Here is an 18,102-nt window from a genome sequence, read left to right as displayed (position 1 = left end):
CAGTATATGAACGTCTTCTTTGGCGGTGCGGGCCTGTCTCCCGAGATGTATGCGAGATGGCGTGCCTGGACGAGGGACTACGAGCGGGTGTGGATCGGGGTGGTCGGCAGGGCCATGGATGCGGGCGTCATTCCCGTGGACGATCCTGTCATATCCGCGCGGTTGATGCTGGGAATGATCAACTGGGTATCGCGGTGGTACCGCCCCTCGGACGGCTATACCGCCGAGGCCATTGCCGAGGTTGCCGTGCGGCTGATCTCCCAGAGCACCACCCGTCCCGCCTAATCCCGCCGCCACGATTCCGCCCGCGGTCCCTGGTCTCCCAGGACGACCGCCCGCGGCGCGTTGGCATGCGGGTCAGGCCCGTTCCGGCGCAGGGTTGTTCTCCAACTCAAGGGCGCCGAGGGCTGAATATGCCAGCCGGGTCAGGAGGGCCTCGAGTTGAGCTGGCCTGCTGCTCCCCAATGGCCTCGTAATGTCGGAGGTGATCAGACCATGAAGCGCGCGTACGGTGGCGACGAGTTCCTCACGGGGGTGGCCGGGGAAACACTGGTCCAGGCATGCGATCCAACGGTCAATGTACTGGCCTTGCCTGCGTAGGAAATTGCGTTGATGCGCTTTGGTCAGTGCGCGTTGTTCGCGAGCCCAAATTCCCGCGAGGGTCTGGTGGCTCATGGCAAATTCGACATGTGCTTCCACGAGGTGATTCAGTTCCTCCCGCGGATCATCTGATGGAGTCCCGATCCTTATCAACATCTGATCCATGACCCGATCGAACAACGCGGCAAGAATCTCATCCTTGCTGGAGAAATGCCGGTAGATGGCCGAACCGGTGATGCCGACCACCTTGGCGATGGCATCAACTCCAACGCCGTCATAACTCCGCTCTGAGAAGAGTTTGGCGGCGCTTTCGAGTATTTGGTCTTCGCGAGTCATTTCTCAATCCAGATAGGGCGGCACAAGTTCAAGAGGCACACATCAGTGCATGAGGCAGATACTGCTGGCTACTCTAGTATGCGCGCGGAAGACCGAGCGAATGCTGAGCGATGAAGTTCAGGGTCATCTCCTTGGAGACAGGGCCCACCCTAAATGCCCGAAGAAGGAACCAGTAGTTCGAAAGCTGCGAACTTTGGGCAAAGCCATTGCCGCCATGTGTTTGGATGGCCGCATCGAGGGCCGCCAGCCCTGCGTCGACGCCAAGCATTTTGGCCATGTTGCCCAATTCTCCCGCCTCAGCACCCTCGTCATAGAGCTTGCCGGCCTTCTGTGTCAACAGCCGTGCTGCCTCGATGTCGGCTTTCGCCTGCGCAAGCGGGTGAGCAATGGCCTGGTAGGCGCCGATGGGCCCGTTCCACACCGCGCGCTTGTTGGCATAGTCCACGCCCCGGGCAAGCGCATAAGCACCCACTCCCGTGCAGACGGAACTGACCAGGATGCGTTCTGCATTCATTCCGACGAATGCGGATCGGAGTCCCTTGTGCTCGGTTCCGATGAGCCGGTCACGGCTGATCGGAACGTTGGTAAAGTGCACCGTGAATTGGCGCTCCGGGACCTGCAGCTCGGTCGGCAGGGGCTCGTATTCGATTCCCGCCGCGTCGGCGTCAACGAGGAACAAGGAAAGCAGTCCGTGCCCGGTCAGTGGGTCGACCCCGGTGCGTGCAACGACCATGAGCCATTCCGCTTCTTTCATGGCGGACACATAGTACTTGGAACCATTGAGAACCCAGCCGTCTCCATGCTGGGTTGCCGTCGTTTCAATATTGTAGGAGTTCAGTCCTGCCTGGGGTTCGGTCATCGCGAATGCGCTAATGGCTTCGCCCGTGGCGATCCTTGGCAGCCAGCGTTGCTTCTGTTCCCGTGTGCCGTGCCGCGCAAGGATAGTGCCGTTAACGCCGGTGGAGAACATCGCAGTGAGAATGGGAATGCCCTCTCGGGCGCACTCTTCCATGACTGCTCCGAATTCGTAGAGTCCTTGGCCGCCCCCTCCGAATTCGGCAGGAAGGTGAATTCCGAGGTATCCCTTGGCGCCGAGTCTGTTCCAAAGCTCGTTTCGCGGCGTACCGGCCTGAGAAATCTGCTGGAAAAACGCAGGTCCGTATTCCTTTGCCAATCGACCGACGTCGTCCCTCATCGCTGCCTCTTCCGCGGTCGACATAAGGGTAAAGCCTTGGTGGTCGGTGGTTTTGAGCATTGCATCCCCTCGGTGGGCTTGGTTGGTGAGGTGGTCTTCAGGCGTAGTGGGCCGCGATCTCGGCGGCGTATTTGGGAAGTATGGTTCTTCGCTTGAGCTTGCCCGTAGGTGTGAGCTCGTCAGAGTCCGGAAGCCAGAATTCCGGAAGGATTGTGAACTTCTTGAGCTGCTCATTGGAGTTCAACCGTGCATTGCCCCGCAGGACAGCGGCTTGGATCGATTCGACGATCTCCTGTGCGGCGATAAAGTCGCCCAGATCCCCGGGGGCCAGGTCGAAGCGGTCGCGGAACAACGGGACGGCGTCCGGGTCCAAGGTGATGAGCCCGGTGACATATTGCCGTCCGTCGCCTACGGCGAGGACATGGCCGATGAGGGGACTCTCCGCCTTGATCGTGGATTCGATTTGAGCCGGGGACATCGTCTTACCCCAAGAGTTGATGATAATTTCCTTCTTGCGATCAACTATGGCAACAAAGCCGTCGTCGTCTATGGTGACGATGTCGCCGGTATGGAGGTAGCCATTGGAATCAATCACCTCGGCGGTTTGTTCTGGCTGATTCCGGTAACCAACCATATTCATCCCCGAGCGGACGAGAAGCTCACCATCTTCTGCAACCTTAAGCTCTACGCCCGGTAGCGCTCTTCCGGCAGTGCCGGTCTTGAAGGCCTCGACCCTGTTGAAGATTGGCAGCGCGGTTTCGGTTCCGCCGTAGGCCTCCAGCAGTGGGACGCCGATAGCCCTGAAGAAATGCACCAGCTCTGGAATYGAGGTCGCGCCGCCGATGAAAGCCACCTTGAGCCGTTCCAGTCCCAAGGCGGTTAGCGCCCTCCGGAACGGTTGGATTTTCAGCTGAGCGAGTTGCCTTGCAGCGTCCATGCCGGATACGGCGAAGTCTTCCGAGTGCACGCACTGGAGGTTCGCCTCCAGGATGCTTCCGATATTTGAATCAGGATCCGACTCTATGAGGGATTGAATCGCAATCTGCAGCTTCTCCCACAGGCGAGGCGTGGAAAAGAGCACATCCGGTCGCGCGTCGCGGATATGCTCTGCGAGAAGTCCGAAGTCCGGACACACCGTCACGGTTGCGCCGTAGGCAAGGGGCATGTAATGGGAGGTGACCCGACCACCGGCGTGTGCCAGCGGCTGGAAAGACACAACGCTTTCTTGTGGCATGGGGACGACGCCGATAAGTGCCCGTTGCTGTGAGAGGGCCGACCGATTCGACCACTCCACAGCTTTCGGGGGACCAGTGGTGCCGGAGGTGTAGATCATGGTCGCGATGTCATCCTCGGCGATGGACTGCCAGGCAGCATCGAAGTCCAGGCTTGAGGGATTTGTCGCCTCCAGCTCTGCAAGCGACATCGTGCCGCCGTCTCCGCTAGTGATGATCAGATGCTGAACCTGGTTACCCAGGTCTTTGATCGCCGGCTTGACCCGATCGAGGAATGATTCCTGGGTGACGAAAACGCGGGCGCCGGCATTCCTTAGCTGGTAGCTGATCTGCTCGGGGGAGGAGGTGTTGAAGATGGCGAACGGGACCACTCCCAGATGTGTGGCGGCCCAGTCGATGAGGTGGCATTCAATGGTATTGGGGAGCATTAGCCCAAGGGTATCGCCGGGCTTGAGTCCCAGTGCGTGGATCCCTGCGGCGATGGCCCGGATCCTTGTATCCATCTCTTTCCAGGTCAACTCCGTGCCGGAGCCAATGGTTCGGATGCCGATCCGGTCAGCGTAACGGGCCACGGTGCGCTGAAATGCGGCAGCAATGCTTGGCGCATCAAGGGGAAAGTGTGGATCACGCTCGGCATTGGAGGTGGCGCGGGTCATCGAGGTTCTCCTGGCGTCGTCGTTGACAGAGGGTGCAAGTTGGTGAACGGTTCTTTACAAAAAGAAGCTTCTGACCCAGAATACCTAGTATCTGTCCAATAACAAAGGGGTTTTTCTAACTGAGGGTTGGAGAACGATCGATTACATATCTAGGAGGTCTGCTCGGTGAAGTTCCATTCCGTGGCGCCCGTTTGCGCCCCAGCCCTGCCAGCGTGTGAGGAAAGTTCAAAATGAAGATCGGTGTCTATTTCGATCTCCGCGTCCCTCCCGGATCGGGGCTGAACCCTGCCCGCGTCTATGCGCACACGCTTGAGATGTGCCAGGAAGCGGAGGAACTCGGGGCGGATTCGCTGTGGTTTAGCGAACATCATCTCTTCGATGACGGCTACCTTCCCCAACCCTTGACTATGGCGGCGGCAGCAGCGGCACGGACCAGTAGGGTCCGCTTGGGCACGGCACTGATTGTGGCCCCATTGCACAACCAGGTGGACCTTGCGGAGCAGGCTGCCGTGGTCGACCTGATTTCGAACGGGCGACTGGATCTCGGACTCGGAGCCGGATATCGCGTGCCTGAGTTCGAGCTCTATGGAAAGAACCGGGGCGAGAGGTTTGCTGCCACTGCGGCGACGGTCGGAGAACTCAGGCGACTCTGGGGCGATGAGGGTGTGACGCCCAGACCTGTGCAGCGACCGATTCCAATTTGGCTGGGCCATGGGGGGCCCGTCGGCGCCCGGCGCGCCGGCCGTTTAGGGGCAGAGATGCTACTGATCAACCCGGCGCTCATGGAGCCGTACAGGCAGGGCCGCATTGAAGGGGGGCACGACCCGGAAACGGGGCGCATGAGCGGGCCGGTCTTTGCCTATCCTTCTGACGATCCTGAGCGTGAGTGGCCGGAGATCGCCCCATATATTTCGTATCAGCAGAATTCCTATCGACGCCACATGGCACTAGGCCTTAACGGTCCAACTCCACGCCCTTTCGACGCAGATGCTGCCCGAAAACGTGATCCGAGCAGCCCGGGCTCTTATTGGTTTGACACGCCGGAGGCCATTGTCGCCCGGCTGGCTGAATGGCTTGGTGATACGGAGATCGACACGATGTTTTTCTGGGCATCCGTTGGCGGTATGCCTGAGTCGCTCGTGGAAAGGAATGTTCGGATGATTTGTGGGCGGTTGGCTCCCTTGCTGAGAACGACCTTCGGCGCCGACACAAGAGTGGGGCAGGTTCGCTGATGCCTCTCATCGAAGTCGAGCCAGGCATCAGTATCTACGCGGACGATATTGGCGAGGGCCGGCCCGTGGTGCTGCTGCCGGGATTCGGGATGTGCCACCAGGTCTTCGCTGTCCTGTCCACGGCCTTGGCGGCGCAATACCGTGTGGTGACAATCGACATACGGGGCACGGGAGACTCCGACAAGCCGAGGATTGGATACGAGGTCTCACGCCTGTCGGCAGACGTGGAATCAGTAATCTCGGCGCTGGGGTTGACGGACATCACAATTGTGGGATGGTCGTTCGGCGGGCAGATCGCTCTCGATACGGTCTCGCGCTGGCCGGAGCAGTTCGCCCAGCTGGTGTTACTCGCATCAAACGGGGTAGGAGTTAGCCGCACCGAGAGCTTTCCGTTCGGGAAAGCGGCCGGAGAGATCGAACCCGGGCTGATCGCCGCCGAGCTCAACGACCCGGCGGGTTCGCGTCTGGCGACGATACTGGCGAGCTTCCGGGTTCGGCCGGAGCCGGAAGTGATCGATCTTCTGCTGGAGTCTTCACTGAAGATGCCCACGTGGTCGGCGGTCGAATCCTTTCGGAGCTTCTTACGCACGGACCTATCGCCCGTGGTGGAGAACATCACGCTGCCCACGCTCCAAATCCTCGGGACGGAGGACCCCACGCTCTCACGGAGAGGTGCTTCGTGGGTTCGCGGACGCCTCAAAAATGCGCGCCTGGTAAACCTCGAAGGCGCCGGCCACTACCCAATGCTCCAAGCACCAGGGGCGCTTGAGGAGACACTCAGGAGCTTTCTGGCGGAGGTGCCGTGGTCAAAGACGACTGCTGGTCGAGCCGGGGCCGGCAGTACGGATGCCTAGCCGGTAGACCGCCCTGCCGCCATCGAAAACCCCAGCGTGACATTCCCTCACACCACTAGAGATCACACTACAGAAAAGAGCACTCATGTCCGGATCACCGCAGGATTCGAGCCCCAGTCTGTCCCTCGTCCCTTCGGAGGAAGAGCGAGCCATGCGCGAGGCTGTCTTCCGCATTGCCGCGGGATTCGGTCCCGCCTACTACAAAAAGGTCAATGCTGAGAAGCGAGCGCCGACGGAGCTCTGGAAGACTCTAGGCGATGCCGGCTACCTTGGCGTGCATCTTCCCGAGGAATACGATGGCGGCGGACTTGGCCTCCAGGAGTTGACTGCGGTACTCGAAGAGACCGCGGCGGCGGGCTGCCCTCTGTTGTCCCTCCTTGTCTCGCCTGGAATCATTGGTACCATCCTCAGTCGCCACGGATCGGCTGATCAGAAAAAGCGGTGGCTCGGTGGGCTCGCGCGCGGGGACCTGCAGATTTCCTTCGCCCTGACAGAGCCGAACGCCGGCTCAAACTCCCATAAGATCACCACCACCGCTCGCCGCGAGGGGGAGAAATATATTGTCAATGGTCAGAAGTACTATATTTCGGGGGTGGATGAGTGTGACTACCTCATGCTGGTGGCAAAGACCGGTGTTAACGATCGAGGCCGCGGGAGACTGAGCCTGCTGATGCTAGATCCCACAACGCCCGGGCTCACCATGGTGCCCATTGAGACTGCACTCGAGGAACCCGTCAAGCAGTTCACTCTCTTCTTCGACAACGTCGAAGTCAGCACGGATCGACTGATCGGCGTTGAAGGGGAAGGTCTGCAGGCAGCATTCGATGGGCTCAACCCGGAAAGAATTCTCTCTGCAGCGGTTTCTGTAGGGCTTGCCCGATATGCCCTCGACAAGGCGGTAGCCTATGCGTGTCAGCGCACGGTGTGGTCCACCCCGATCGGGGCCCATCAGGCGATAGCGCATCCTCTTGCGGAGGCGAGGATCAAGCTGGAGCAGGCCCGCCTGATGATGCAGAAGGCGGCCGCGCTATATGACGCGGGCCTTCCGGCCGGAGAAGTGAGCAACATTGCCAAGCTTGCGGCGGCTGAAGCCGGAGTCTTCGCACTCGACCATGCGATCCAGACCCACGGCGGAAACGGTGTGGCGCTCGAGTACAACCTGACCAGCTTTTGGTTTCTGGCCCGCCTTCAACTAATCGCTCCTGTGTCTCGGGAGATGATCCTGAACTTCGTTGCGGAGCACTCGCTGGGATTGCCCCGCTCCTACTAAGGGGCGAGGCGTGAGTTGAGCGCGACCGCGAACGGTCATCAAGGCGATGTAAACGGTCACTTACTTTCGGCGTCTTCGGTACCTAGAGTGGGTGGCAGGCCCCAAAGGTTTTCGATTGTCACAATGGAAACGATCGTTTACATTCAACGTTTTTACCACTAGCGTTAACGCAGTGGGGGGCTGGCTGCCCAGGCCAGTCGACGATCTAAATTCAATGAGGAGTTCACATGGGATATCCGCTCCCAGTAGGAACCGCGTTCAAAGGCCCATTTCAACCGATGCGCTTTGAGGCAACCGTCCGCGACTGCATCGTCACTCATGGCGAGATCCCGCGGGAACTGGCCGGAGGCTTTTACCGCACCGGCCCGACGTGGCGCCGCCCAACGAATCAGGGGCCAAATCCCCTGATTTCAATGGACGGCATGGTGCAGGGCCTCGTGATTGAAAACGGAAAGGCTGATTTCCGCAACCGTTGGATCCGGACGCCGAAGTTTGTGCTTGAAGAAAAACATGATCGGGGAATGTTCGAGTGGACCGATGGCGGGTTCGGCGATTGGCGTGATCACGCCTATGGTGACGTCAAGCGTGACGAATACACGACCGGCGTACCCCAGGGGACAAATAACATCAATATCTTTCCGTTCGCCGGCGAGTTGCTGGCCTCCGGCGAACAGGGTGGCCCGCCCATCGCGATAGATCCGTTCACGCTGGAGACGAAGGGTATTGTCAACTGGTCCACCAAGCTGTCCCAGGGGCTGCATGAGAAGACCTGTTTCGGCGACGCATCGTTCACGGCACATCCGAAGTGGGACCATGAGACCGGCACCCTTTATGGGTGGAACTTCCGCGATGAGGCGCCATTTGTCACCATCCACGTGGTCGAGCCTGACGGCCGGGTGGATTCAAGGGACCTCCATGATGCCCCCTACAACACGGTTGCGCACGATATCTGGTTGACTCCAGAGTGGATCGTCATGCCTTTCCAGCCATTCACCGTGGACAAGAAGCAGATCACCGAGAAGAAACTCGGCATCTGGGGCTGGGATGAGTCGCTGCCGATCGTGATTGCGTTGATTCCGCGCGAGAACATTCACGGGGATATTCGGTGGATCAAGACAGATCTTCCCGCTGAGTACGTAATGCACACAATGGCTGCAAACGTCGAGGACGGGGTCCTGACTCTTGACGCGCCGATCTTTGATCGTCCGCCGTTCCCGTTCGCCCAAGACTTCGCCGAGGGTGACGACGTCGCGTTGTTCTTCTCCGTAGCCAGGAGCTTCTTGGGCCGGTGGAGCATTGACTTGGCGACAGGCAATGCGAAGAGGGAGCAACTCTCGGATCGGCCCTCTGAACTTCCGAAGATTGACGAGAGATTCTATGGAAAGCCATACTCGTTTGGTTTCCAGGTGGGAGGGGTTGTCAAGCGCAAGGGCATGTCAATGAACAGCCTGGTCATGACGAACATGAAGACCATGGCCGAACAGGTCTATCAGATCCGTACCACGGAGGCGGCTGCTGTTCTGGAAGCTACGTTCGCACCGCGTACCCCGACCTCCCCGGAGGGTGATGGTTTCATCATCGTGCCCGTGTCCTGGTGGGCGGAGCGTCGGGGTGAGTATATGATCTTCGATACTCATGACATCACCCGGGGTCCTGTTTGCCGGATCGAGATTCCCTTCATGATGGGGTGGACTCCGCATGGCCATTGGATGGACTTTCGCTACTGACCCTAAGTCCTAGCAGGTCAACTCGGCTGGAGCCGGAGGGGATCAGCACCGACAGCCACTCCGATCGATTGCGAGTGGTCTCGTGCTGTTCCCCTCCGATGGGTCCTTCGTTGACCTGTGAATCTGTCTTATGACGCGTTCCAGTCCGTCGTTCGGGCCAGTTATTCCACTTCCTGGGCCACGAGCCGGCCTCGCGCCTCTTGGCCTGCCATCCGCAGGTCGCCGCGGCGATCCGGCGCGGGCCGGCCCCGCCGGTAAGACGTGAGGGCTCGGATCGACCTCTGTCGCCGATCGACAGGCAAATACTCCCACCCGGCCTCGACCATCTGTGTCATGGAGTGGGAATCACCGCAGCGCAAAGTCCGAAAACGGCCGTCAGCGGTCGTGGGGTGGGACGGCGGGGCTCCCATGGTCCTGCCCATTTTCCCGCAGGCATTTTGCCCTGCGGGACACTTTCAGCTGGCCGCGAGGGCCTATGCCGCCGCCCCGCCAGTGGTGGGGAACGCCACATGACGCCGGGCGTGCCTGGCCCTCCGCGGGGGGTTGTCCTGGTGTGCGGAGCCGCCTGCCCGACGCAGAAATTCCCAAGCGTGTAATCCATAAATTGATTATGATATTCTCAATATCAAAACAACTCGCTAGACAAGAGCCCGTTGCCACGCGTGCATGTACTGCGTGGCGAATGGGGGCCGGGCGTGTAATTGTCCCTAACTTGAAGGAGCAGCGGTGAACGACTGGAAGAGACTCGTGTCTGGAGAGAATGCCGATGGAGCAAGCCGCGAGACTTACCTGCGGAGGCTCAGCGAGGCATTGGCCCATGCGAATCTCCCGACTTTGCTGGCGGTGCTCGTCCAGCTGACCGGGGACATGTCATTGCTCGAAGGGGAGTTTCGTCCGACTCCCGCACGTGGAACCGGCGACCACAATTCCGGCGGGCTCTCCGATGCCGCCCAAGAGCGTCTACGCACACTTGTCATGGGCGTATTGACCGCCCACCACGATGGCGAACTACCAGCCGCAGCCTCATTGACCCCCGCAGAGGTCAAGACGATTCTCGGCGCCGTCGTCGGAGAAACCGTCCCCGACGAGGAGGCGGAACTACTCGCCGACGAGCTCTTCGCCGCCAGCAGGGTCAACGCAGTCCCGGTGCCCCAGCTCTCTCCTACGGATGCAAAGCCACGCGTATTGATCATCGGCGGTGGATTCTCTGGGTTGTGTGCGGCGGTTAGACTCGCCCAGCAGGGGATCAGTTACACGATCGTTGAGAAGAACAGCGACATCGGTGGTACCTGGTTCGAGAACGTCTATCCCGGTGCCGGCGTGGACACGCCCATCCACCTCTATTCTTTCTCGTTTGACCAGCGCGCTGACTGGCCGCACCATTTTGCCGGCCGGGATGAGGTACAGGAGTATTTGATCTCGGTGGCGAAACGGTATCGCCTGCGCGAGAATACCCGGTTCGACACTACTGTCACTTCCGCCCGATGGGACGATGATGGTCAACAATGGGTCGGGGAATTGCTCACTGCCGACGGCCAGGTGGAGTCGTTTGCTGTGCCGATCGTGATCAGCGCTGTGGGCCTGCTAAACATTCCCGCCTTCCCAAAGATCGACGGACTTGCGACGTTCAACGGCCCAGCCTTCCACACGGCAGCTTGGGATCGGACCACCGACGTGGCCGGCAAGCGCGTCGCGCTGGTCGGCAGCGGCGCGAGCGCCATGCAGGTCCTTCCGGCGATCGTCGACAGGGCGGCCCAGGTAACTGTTTTCCAGCGCACCCCGGGGTGGATCATTCCCAACCCCAACGTGGGCCAAGAGGTGGATCCTGTCCAGAAGTTCCTGATGGCCAACGTTCCGTGGTACCTCTCCTGGTACCGTTTGCGGCTCATCTGGAACTTCGGGGACCGCCTGCACGCCGGGCTGCAGATCGACCCCGAGTGGCACCTTTCTTCCCAGTCCATCAACGCGGCAAACGAACGCCACCGCACCTTTCTTAGTGGATACATTCACTCGCAGCTCGCGGATCGCCCGGATCTGGCGGAAAAATGCCTCCCCTCCTACCCGCCGTATGGGAAACGTCCATTGCTCGACCACGGTTGGTACGCATCCATGAAGCGTCCGAACGTTGAACTCGTGGACGAAGGAGTGGCATCTATTAATGGCAACACCGTGATCACCACCTCGGGTCGTTCCATTGAAACCGACGTCCTCGTGCTTGCGACGGGGTTCCAGACGCTCAATGTTCTTGGGACGCTGGAAGTGAGGGGGCGTTCGGGTGCAACGCTTCGCGAAGCCTGGGGCGAGGATGATGCGCGCGCCTACCTTGGCATGACCGTTCCGGACTTTCCGAACTTCTTCATCCTCTTCGGCCCAAACACCAGCGCCGGTCATGGAGGCAGCCATGTCCTCAGCGCCGAAATGCAAGTGCGCTACATCCTCCAGGTCATTGAGCAGATGGATGCTGAGGGGCTGACGAGTGTTGAGTGCCGCGATGACGTCTACGACGACTACAACGAAAAGGTCGATGCCGCCCTCTCGCGCACTGTATGGACTCATCCGGCGATGTCGACCTACTATCGGAACGCCAAGGGGAGAATCGTGACGAATATGCCGTGGACCAATGGCCGTTACTGGCATCTGACCCGAACTCCCAACTTGAACGACTTCAGCGTCCGAGTCCCCCTGGCAACAACGTCCCTCGGTGCAGGGCCGTCTCCGGCTTCCAGGGCAGCGCAAATCTCCTAGTTGTCCTCCAGATAGCCTGCGTAAGAATGGGTGTCCATGCCTGCAAAGGCGACGGCGCCATGGAAATATTCGTTGGCGCTGCCCGGTCCTCGCTGTCGCCCGCCGTCACGGAAGGGACGGCCACCCGCGGGTGGGCGCGGCCACAGGGTCACGCACTACGTCGTTTGGACCATCCAACGGCACGCCGCACGGAGGCTATTTCTCCCAGGGCGCCTTAAGCGGAAAGTATCTTTCCAAGAAATCGGTCACCCGGTCGCGGCGCTCCGCGGCGTCAACCTCGGGGAAGCTGCCGTCGTTCAGGCACAGGAAATCCGCGTTGCGCCTGGCCAGGATCTTCTCCAGCGAGTCCAGCCCGGCCCGCGTCGTGGTGTCCACATAGACGCCCTTGCCGTCGGCGTGCATGACGGCGCGCCCCGTGAGCAGGGCGAAGTAGTGGTAGAGCGAATTCGTCACGGAAATGTTTTCCGCAGCGCGGAACCGGCTGGCCGCCGTGGCCGCAAACTCCTCCGGGAACTCCTCTTGGAGTGCCAGCATGACCGAGCGGCGGAACGGTGCGGCCGAATGCTCCAAGTGCCGGGTGGTGATGCGGCCAAAACGGTCCCACAGCAACTGCCGGTTCACGCGGGCCGAGTTCTCAAAGCCGCTGCGTTCGGCGGAACTCTCACCCAAGCCGATCCGGTTGGGCGAAAGCATGAACCGGGTGATGCCGCCGGGCGTGAAGAACATGTCGGGGGCCACGGGGCGACCAAAGAACATGTCGTCGTTGGAATACAAATAGTGCTCGGCCAAGCCCTCGATATGGTGCAGCTGGGATTCCACCGCCATGGAATTGTGGGTCGGCAGCACGGAGGGGTCCTGAAAATGCTCGGCACTGCGCACCATGCGCACCCGGGGATGCTCAGCCAGCCAGGTGGGTGCGGGGGAGTCGGAGGCAATGTAGATGTTCCTGATCCACGGCGCAAACATGTATATGGACCGCAGCGCATACTTGAGTTCGTCGATCTGCCGGTACCGGGCCTCGTGATCGTCGCCCTCGCCCAGCACCGCGCCAAGCTCCTGCTCCTTCCGGGCCGCCTGGTATTCCGGGGAGCTTCCGTCCACCCACGTGAAGACCATGTCCACGGTGAAGCGGACGTCGAAGGCGTGGTCGGCAAACATGTTCTCGATGGTCGGCCACCGGACACCATAGAGGTCCACCGTCCCCCGCAGGGCGAGTTTGGCGTCCACGGTGCGCCGGGTGAGCGAATTTTCAATGGGCAGGCGGATACGCCCGTCCCGAAATGTCCACAACTCAATCTGGACTCCGGAGGCCGCCCCAAAGTAGAGGCCGCCGTGTGGTTCCACCCGGGGACGGAACAGCCGGAAGATGCGCGTCTTGCCGGTCGCGGCCAGTTCGCCGTCCGCCACGAGGACGGTCGACTTTTTCTTGGCGTCGATGCCGCGCGCGTAGAAGGGCTCATCCGCGAACGACCGGGCCAGCGCGTTTTTCAGGGCATGGCGCATGGCCCGGTCGATGGCCAAGACGGGGCGTTCGTCATTGCCGCGCACCAGCATGTACGGGATCGCGTAGGCATCGAGCGCCGCGCGGACGGCAAGCAGGTCCGCCACCATGGCCTGCAGCTGCGTCAGCGTGCGGTTGACCAGTGCCAGTCTCCCCTTGTGGACGACGACGTCGGCCCGGCCCAGCATTCGGGCTGCGGCAGGTGAAGGCTGGGTCAAGGAGCGCTCCTGGGGGACGGTTTGGCCGGCGAGACGTCCCGGCGCACCCCTTGAGCTTACCGCGCAGGCCCGCGGGGGACCCGGCGGATCCTCAGCGGCGCTTGCGGTGGAAAATCAGCGCAACGGCGATTCCCACCAGCCAGATGTCCTTCGCCAGGACCGTGCCCTCGGGGGTGGGGCGGATGCCGTCCGCCCTGGTCATCCCGGGTGCCTTGAGGTAGGTGGCAACGAGCCCGCCGGAAAACGCGGCCAGTGCCAGTCCGGCCAGCCGGGTGGGGATGAACGGGGCCAGGAGCAGCGAGCCCAGGCCGATCTCCGTCATGCTCAGGCGTTTCCCAAACCGGACCGGTTCCATGGCCGCGGCCTGCGGGATCACGCGCGCCGCGGATGCTTGCAGTGCGGCGGCGTGTTCGGGGCCAAGGCTCAACTTGTTGATCCCGGAGTTGAGTATGAACGCCCCCGACACGAGCCGGAGTGCGGCGTTGCCAATGCTCAAACCCATGCTGTCCTCCTGCTCGCCGGCCTTCGTGCGTCACTCTTCAGCGTAGGGACCCGGGCCCGTGCTGGCTAGTGCGCGCCGGCGGCCGGTCGGGGCGTGCGCCAGGCGGCCAGCCCGGCCACCATGGCGTCCAGGCCCAGCTCAAACGCCGCGTCCGCGTCGTTGCGCCCGGCTGCCTGTGCCCCTGTGGGCCGGCCGCGATGTTCGACGGCGGCCGTGAAGTGGGGTGCCTCGGGCGCCAGCGTGCCGGCGGCAAAGATGTCGGCCGGGGCGTTGACGTCATATGCCGAGCCGTAAATGAACGACTCCAGGGCCACGATGGCATCAATGATGCGCTCGCCCGGCCAGCCGGCCCGCAGGAAACCGGCCGTGACGGCCTCGTACATGCGCACGGTTTGCGGCGCGTTCGTCACCGGCAGCAGTGCGATCACCGGGATCAGCGGCAGATGCGAGGAAAACGCGTCCCGGTAGGAGTGCGCCCAGATGCGCACGGCCTCCTCCCATGGCCGGTGGGCAAACGCCGACACGTCCACGCGGCCCATCAGGGCGTCCTCCACCAGCAGCAGCACATCCTGCTTGGAACGAACGTGGTTGTACAGCGCGGAGGGGGCCACGTTCAGCGACTTGGCCAGCCCGGACATGGTGAGGGCCTTGTACCCGTCCCGGGTCACCAGCCGCAGCGCCGCCTTGGTGATTTGAGCGGTGCCCAGCAAGGCGTGCGGGGGCCGGCCGGCCCGGCGTCGTGCGGGTTGCGCCGGCATCGCCCTTGCCGGCGCCGCTCTCAACGGCACCGCCTGCAACGGCACTGGACCTTCACTCACCGCACGCTCCCCGTGGCTGTCGGTGCGCCATCGGGCGCAAACATCTTTTCCGTGCACCCTTTACCAAAGCGGGTGAGGTAGATTACAGTCTAATCTAAATGAACGTCATTCATTTAGTGAACCGGGTCACCGTCCGGTTCCGCAGAGAGGGAATCATGGGCACCACACCGAACATCCAGCGAGACGTTGTCATCATCGGCGCCGGTCCGTCCGGCCTGACGGCCGCACACGAACTCACCAAGGCGGGCCTGACCGTGGCCGTGCTGGAGGCCCGCGACCGCGTCGGCGGCCGGACGTGGACGGAAACGATCGACGGCGCGTGGCTCGAGTTGGGCGGCCAGTGGGTCTCCCCGGACCAGACGGCGCTGATCGCCCTGTTGGACGAGCTCGGCCTGGCGACGTATTCGCGCTACCGCGACGGCGACAGCGTCTACATTGCCCCGGACGGCACGCGCACCCGCTACACCGGGGAGATGTTCCCCGTCAGCGCCGGGACCGCGGCCGAGATGGACAAGCTCATCGACACCCTGGATGCGCTCGCCGCCGCCATGGATCCGGCCCGGCCGTGGGAGCACCCGCAGGCCCGGGAGTTGGACATCATCTCCTTCCATCACTGGCTGCGGGGCCAATCCACCGACGAGGAGGCCTGCAACAACATTGGCCTGTTCATCGCCGGCGGCATGCTCACCAAGCCCGCCCACGCGTTTTCCGCGCTGCAGGCCGTGCTCATGGCCTCCTCCGCCGGCTCCTTCAGCCATCTGGTGGACGACAACTTCATCCTGGACAAGCGCGTGGTGGGCGGCATGCAGGGGGTGTCCCTGGCGCTGGCGGAGCGCCTGGGCAAGAACGTCATCCTCAATTCCCCGGCCCGCACGGTCCGCTGGGAAGAGACCGACGGCGACTACCGGGCCACCGTGATCAGCGACAACGCCACCGTCACCGCCAAGCGCGTGGTCATGGCCGTCCCGCCGAACCTGTACTCCCGGGTGTCCTTTGACCCGCCGCTGCCGCGCCGCCAGCACCAGATGCACCAGCACCAGTCGCTGGGCTTCGTCATCAAGGTCCACGCCGTCTACGACACCCCGTTCTGGCGCGCGGACGGACTCTCCGGCACCGGCTTCAGCGCCTCCTCGCTGGTCCAGGAGGTATACGACAACACCAACCACGGCGACGCCCGCGGCACCCTCGTGGGCTTCGTTTCCGACGAAAAAGCCGACTACGCCTTCTCGCTCTCCCCCGAACAACGGAAGAAGGAAATCACCACGGCGCTGGCCGAATTCCTCGGCGACGGCGCCGCGGAGCCGGCGGTGTACTACGAGTCCGACTGGGGCGCCGAGGAGTGGACCCGCGGCGCCTATGCGGCCAGCTACGACCTCGGCGGCCTGCACCGCTACGGCCCGGACCAGCTGACCCCCGTGGGCCCCATCCACTGGTCGTCCTCCGACCTGGCGGCCGAAGGCTACCAGCACGTTGACGGCGCCGTCCGCATGGGCCAGGACACGGCCGCGACGCTGATTGCGGCCCTCACGAAGTAATTGCCGGTGAGCGAGCCCGCCGAGGTCCCCGGGCTTCGACGGGCTCCGCCACCGATCCCACTCCAGCACGTCCCGGTTGTTAACTACGTTCGAGAGGTGACCACATGAGTTCCCCCATTACGGTAAAAAACGCTGTCGATGACCGCGGACTGAGCGAAAAGGGCCTGAAGGCCGGCTCGGTGGGCCTGATCGGCGCCGTCGTCATCGGCGTTTCCTGCATCGCCCCCGCCTACACGCTGACGGCAGCCCTGGGCCCCACGGTGTCCGAGGTGGGCGTGCACCTGCCGGCGATCTTCCTGGTCGGCTTCATCCCCATGCTGCTGGTGGCGCTGGGGTATCGCGAGCTCAACAATGCCATGCCCGACGCCGGCACGTCGTTTACGTGGGCGACCCGTGCCTTTGGCCCGTGGCTGGGCTGGATGGGTGGCTGGGGCCTGGTGGCGGCCACCATCATCGTGCTCTCCAACCTGGCGGCCGTGGCGGTGGACTTCTTCTACCTCATGCTGGCGCAGATCTTTGGCAACCCGTCCCTGGCGGACCTGACCACGGTGCTGCCACTGAACATCCTCACCACCCTGGTCTTCATCGCCGGCGCCTGCTGGATCTCCTACCGGGGCATGGAAACCACCAAGGCGTTCCAGTACACCCTGGTCGCGTTCCAGTTGCTGGTGTTGGGCTGGTTCGCCATCGCCGCGTTCAGCCACGTGGCCGGCGGCACGGCGTTTAACGCCACCGCCATTTCCGCGGACTGGTTCAACCCGTTCGCCGTCGAATCCTTCTCCCAGTTCGCCGCCGGCGTGTCCTTGTCCATCTTCATCTTCTGGGGCTGGGACGTCACCCTGACCATGAACGAGGAAACGAAGAACCCGAAGAAGACCCCGGGCCGGGCCGCGACGGTGACGATCGTGGTGATCGTGTTGATCTACATGTCGGTCTCGCTGGCCACGCTGGCATACGCCGGCATCGGCACCACGGGCCTGGGCGCGGGCAACCCGGAGAATCAAGCCAGCATTTTCGCCGTCCTGGCCGGGCCGGTCATGGGGCCCTTTGCCATCCTGATGTCCCTGGCCATCCTCAGCTCCTCCGCCGCCTCGCTGCAATCAACCTTTGTCTCCCCGGCGCGGACGCTGCTGGCCATGGGCCACTACCAGGCACTCCCCAAGGGCTTCGGCAAAATCAGCCCCAGGTACCAGTCGCCGGGCTACGCCACGATCGTTGCCGCCGTCGCCGCCGCCGGCTTCTACATCGTCACCCGGACGCTGTCCGAAAACGCGCTTTGGGACACCATCACCGCCCTGGGCATGATGATCTGCTTCTACTACGGGATCACGGCGCTGGCGTGCGTGTGGTATTTCCGGGCCGAGGCGTTCCACGGCGCCCGCAACTTCCTGTGCAAGTTCCTGGCCCCCCTTGTGGGTGGGGTGATCCTGCTGGTCATGTTCGCCAAGACCGCCTACGATTCCATGGACCCGGGCTACGGATCGGGCTCCAACATCGGCGGCTTGGGCATGGTGTTCATCCTGGGCTGCGGGGTGATCCTGCTCGGTGCCGTGCTGATGCTGGTCATGAACTGGCGCCACCCGGAGTTCTTCAAGGGCCAGGTCCTGAGCCGCACCAGCCAGGTGTACAACCCTTAAGGCCCAACCGCGGGAACTCGAGGGGCTCCTTCCGGTGATGGAAG

The 18,102-nt window shown here is 62.3% G+C and carries 14 protein-coding genes; 8 read left to right on the top strand and 6 right to left on the bottom strand.

Annotated elements, in window-relative coordinates:
- The coding region (locus tag AB4Y80_RS05785) for a hypothetical protein (protein ID WP_442212575.1) at window positions 1–285 on the top strand (285 nt) is incomplete at its 5' end.
- Between the two features lie 72 nt (window positions 286–357).
- On the opposite strand, the gene AB4Y80_RS05780 is transcribed toward AB4Y80_RS05785, so the two are convergent.
- The 3 genes from AB4Y80_RS05780 to AB4Y80_RS05770 form a co-directional block, all read right to left on the bottom strand.
- The gene (locus tag AB4Y80_RS05780; protein ID WP_442212573.1) at window positions 358–936 is read right to left on the bottom strand and encodes a TetR/AcrR family transcriptional regulator; all 579 of its coding nucleotides are present in this window, start codon (window positions 934–936) and stop codon (window positions 358–360) included.
- Window positions 937–1,009: 73 nt separating this feature from the next.
- Window positions 1,010–2,191: an acyl-CoA dehydrogenase family protein gene (locus tag AB4Y80_RS05775; protein ID WP_442212571.1), complete on the bottom strand. Its 1,182-nt coding sequence runs from the start codon at window positions 2,189–2,191 to the stop codon at window positions 1,010–1,012.
- A 37-nt stretch (window positions 2,192–2,228) separates the two neighbouring features.
- Window positions 2,229–4,019 (bottom strand): AMP-dependent synthetase/ligase, encoded by a 1,791-nt coding sequence (locus AB4Y80_RS05770; RefSeq protein ID WP_442212569.1) that lies wholly within the window; start codon window positions 4,017–4,019, stop codon window positions 2,229–2,231.
- 230 nt (window positions 4,020–4,249) lie between these two features.
- Between AB4Y80_RS05770 and AB4Y80_RS05765 the strand changes: the two genes are divergently transcribed.
- The 5 genes from AB4Y80_RS05765 to AB4Y80_RS05745 all read left to right on the top strand — a co-directional run bounded on the left by AB4Y80_RS05765 (window position 4,250) and on the right by AB4Y80_RS05745 (window position 11,847).
- The gene (locus AB4Y80_RS05765; protein ID WP_442212567.1) at window positions 4,250–5,251 is read left to right on the top strand and encodes an LLM class flavin-dependent oxidoreductase; all 1,002 of its coding nucleotides are present in this window, start codon (window positions 4,250–4,252) and stop codon (window positions 5,249–5,251) included.
- Window positions 5,251–6,105 (top strand): alpha/beta fold hydrolase, encoded by an 855-nt coding sequence (locus tag AB4Y80_RS05760; protein ID WP_442212564.1) that lies wholly within the window; start codon window positions 5,251–5,253, stop codon window positions 6,103–6,105. Before AB4Y80_RS05765 ends, AB4Y80_RS05760 begins: the two co-directional genes overlap by 1 nt.
- Before the next feature lie 85 nt (window positions 6,106–6,190).
- A complete protein-coding gene (locus AB4Y80_RS05755) occupies window positions 6,191–7,375 on the top strand; it encodes an acyl-CoA dehydrogenase family protein (RefSeq protein ID WP_442212562.1) in 1,185 nt (394 codons plus the stop codon).
- Window positions 7,376–7,602: 227 nt separating this feature from the next.
- On the top strand, window positions 7,603–9,102 hold the full coding sequence (locus AB4Y80_RS05750) for a carotenoid oxygenase family protein (RefSeq protein WP_442212559.1): 1,500 nt from the start codon (window positions 7,603–7,605) through the stop codon (window positions 9,100–9,102).
- A 726-nt stretch (window positions 9,103–9,828) separates the two neighbouring features.
- Window positions 9,829–11,847 (top strand): flavin-containing monooxygenase, encoded by a 2,019-nt coding sequence (locus tag AB4Y80_RS05745; RefSeq protein ID WP_442212557.1) that lies wholly within the window; start codon window positions 9,829–9,831, stop codon window positions 11,845–11,847.
- A 195-nt stretch (window positions 11,848–12,042) separates the two neighbouring features.
- On the opposite strand, the gene AB4Y80_RS05740 is transcribed toward AB4Y80_RS05745, so the two are convergent.
- The 3 genes from AB4Y80_RS05740 to AB4Y80_RS05730 form a co-directional block, all read right to left on the bottom strand.
- Window positions 12,043–13,536: a stealth family protein gene (locus AB4Y80_RS05740; RefSeq protein ID WP_442212591.1), complete on the bottom strand. Its 1,494-nt coding sequence runs from the start codon at window positions 13,534–13,536 to the stop codon at window positions 12,043–12,045.
- Window positions 13,537–13,657: 121 nt separating this feature from the next.
- Window positions 13,658–14,068: a hypothetical protein gene (locus tag AB4Y80_RS05735; protein WP_442212555.1), complete on the bottom strand. Its 411-nt coding sequence runs from the start codon at window positions 14,066–14,068 to the stop codon at window positions 13,658–13,660.
- Window positions 14,069–14,133: 65 nt separating this feature from the next.
- Window positions 14,134–14,826 (bottom strand): TetR/AcrR family transcriptional regulator, encoded by a 693-nt coding sequence (locus AB4Y80_RS05730; protein WP_442212552.1) that lies wholly within the window; start codon window positions 14,824–14,826, stop codon window positions 14,134–14,136.
- A 215-nt stretch (window positions 14,827–15,041) separates the two neighbouring features.
- Here AB4Y80_RS05730 and AB4Y80_RS05725 point away from each other — a divergent pair, with 215 nt between their 5' ends.
- Both AB4Y80_RS05725 and AB4Y80_RS05720 read left to right on the top strand, forming a co-directional pair.
- A complete protein-coding gene (locus AB4Y80_RS05725) occupies window positions 15,042–16,421 on the top strand; it encodes a flavin monoamine oxidase family protein (protein WP_442212550.1) in 1,380 nt (459 codons plus the stop codon).
- Between the two features lie 104 nt (window positions 16,422–16,525).
- The gene (locus AB4Y80_RS05720; protein WP_442212548.1) at window positions 16,526–18,058 is read left to right on the top strand and encodes an APC family permease; all 1,533 of its coding nucleotides are present in this window, start codon (window positions 16,526–16,528) and stop codon (window positions 18,056–18,058) included.
- The last annotated feature ends 44 nt before the right edge of the window (window positions 18,059–18,102 follow it).

The sequence above is a fragment of the Specibacter sp. RAF43 genome (assembly GCF_052114065.1).
Taxonomy (GTDB): domain Bacteria; phylum Actinomycetota; class Actinomycetes; order Actinomycetales; family Micrococcaceae; genus Specibacter.
The sequence above is the reverse complement of the archived record's forward strand: the minus strand, read 5'-3'. Positions and strand labels throughout refer to the sequence as shown.

What these genes read in the sequence shown, in the direction of transcription:
- AB4Y80_RS05775 (WP_442212571.1), bottom strand. Translation starts at nt 2,191, where the DNA reads ATGCTCAAAACCACCGACCACCAAGGCTTTACCCTTATGTCGACCGCG.
- AB4Y80_RS05780 (WP_442212573.1), bottom strand. Translation starts at nt 936, where the DNA reads ATGACTCGCGAAGACCAAATACTCGAAAGCGCCGCCAAACTCTTCTCA.
- AB4Y80_RS05730 (WP_442212552.1), bottom strand. Translation starts at nt 14,826, where the DNA reads ATGCCGGCGCAACCCGCACGACGCCGGGCCGGCCGGCCCCCGCACGCC.
- AB4Y80_RS05750 (WP_442212559.1), top strand. Translation starts at nt 7,603, where the DNA reads ATGGGATATCCGCTCCCAGTAGGAACCGCGTTCAAAGGCCCATTTCAA.
- AB4Y80_RS05740 (WP_442212591.1), bottom strand. Translation starts at nt 13,536, where the DNA reads ATGCTGGGCCGGGCCGACGTCGTCGTCCACAAGGGGAGACTGGCACTG.
- AB4Y80_RS05720 (WP_442212548.1), top strand. Translation starts at nt 16,526, where the DNA reads ATGAGTTCCCCCATTACGGTAAAAAACGCTGTCGATGACCGCGGACTG.
- AB4Y80_RS05760 (WP_442212564.1), top strand. Translation starts at nt 5,251, where the DNA reads ATGCCTCTCATCGAAGTCGAGCCAGGCATCAGTATCTACGCGGACGAT.
- AB4Y80_RS05735 (WP_442212555.1), bottom strand. Translation starts at nt 14,068, where the DNA reads ATGGGTTTGAGCATTGGCAACGCCGCACTCCGGCTCGTGTCGGGGGCG.
- AB4Y80_RS05755 (WP_442212562.1), top strand. Translation starts at nt 6,191, where the DNA reads ATGTCCGGATCACCGCAGGATTCGAGCCCCAGTCTGTCCCTCGTCCCT.
- AB4Y80_RS05765 (WP_442212567.1), top strand. Translation starts at nt 4,250, where the DNA reads ATGAAGATCGGTGTCTATTTCGATCTCCGCGTCCCTCCCGGATCGGGG.
- AB4Y80_RS05725 (WP_442212550.1), top strand. Translation starts at nt 15,042, where the DNA reads ATGGGCACCACACCGAACATCCAGCGAGACGTTGTCATCATCGGCGCC.